At 31.8% G+C, this 984-nt stretch carries 1 protein-coding gene; it reads left to right on the top strand.

The genetic code is table 11. The features are described 5' to 3' along the window. Positions 1 to 541: 541 nt before the first annotated feature. The gene (locus tag HMPREF3144_RS05350; RefSeq protein ID WP_070476841.1) at positions 542 to 955 is read left to right on the top strand and encodes a hypothetical protein; all 414 of its coding nucleotides are present in this window, start codon (positions 542 to 544) and stop codon (positions 953 to 955) included. The last annotated feature ends 29 nt before the right edge of the window (positions 956 to 984 follow it).

Raw genomic sequence — 984 nt, 5'->3', positions numbered from 1 at the left:
ACCTAAAATTGCTACTAAAAATGGGGGGACTACAGATAGAGAAAATAGCCAAAAGTGGCGTTTCCAAGCAGATGCTTGGAACTTGAAACGGCAACCGTTTCATCTTTTAAAAGTGTCCACTTTTAACGGCGACAGCCTATCCTGCATCTAGCCATTACACACACAACCTCCCTCTTGATACTGCCGATTTTTTAAGCTAATCGCAGTAATTTCTTATCAGATTGGGATGATTTTGGTTGTTGTTTAAAAATGATTTTTTCTATTTAATTGATTTTTATGTTTTTATATCATTTATTATTAGTTAGTCATGTTTTTATAATTAATCTTTGTTAATTATAGATTCCTATAAATACCTTTTCCATAATAGATAGTTTTAATTAGTTTATACAGTTTTAAATAAATTATTTTAATCACCTTAACTAACTTATTAACCCACCATTAAATAACTTTTATTAACAATAACAATTTAATATTAATTTAAATATGCTATATTAGCTTTAATGCTCTGATTGCTTTTAATTAACTTTTATTGATTAAAATTATGAAAACAGATAAATTAAACTCTTTTATAAACTCACGCCGCCAAAATAAAACTACTGGCCGTAATCGTTTATTACCTTATAAAACCGAAATTGAATATTTATTCAACAACGGAATGAGTTATAAGGATATTGCTGCTTACTTAAAAATAGAAGAAGGAGTAGAGATAGCAGCTAATACAGTGGGCGTTTTCTGTCGGAAACATTTCACTTTAAGTAGCAGTAAAACAAATGAAAACGTTCAATCTTACAACCAACAAAAAAGCACTGATGAATCCAGCCAAGTTTTAAATGAGGAAGTAACAGAAGATACGGACAAACGGCCAACTGAGCAAACAAGCTCTGAAGCCCCTACTCTCGCGGATAAAAATTCAGTCCAAAGCAAAACCACCGAAGACGAAGAAGTGCCGGGGTAATCACCCCATTTTTAATAGCAGTTGGCAGT

Origin of the sequence: Oligella sp. HMSC05A10 (assembly GCF_001808335.1) — a bacterium.
GTDB classification, from domain to species: domain Bacteria; phylum Pseudomonadota; class Gammaproteobacteria; order Burkholderiales; family Burkholderiaceae_B; genus Oligella; species Oligella urethralis.
The sequence above is the reverse complement of the archived record's forward strand: the minus strand, read 5'-3'. Positions and strand labels throughout refer to the sequence as shown.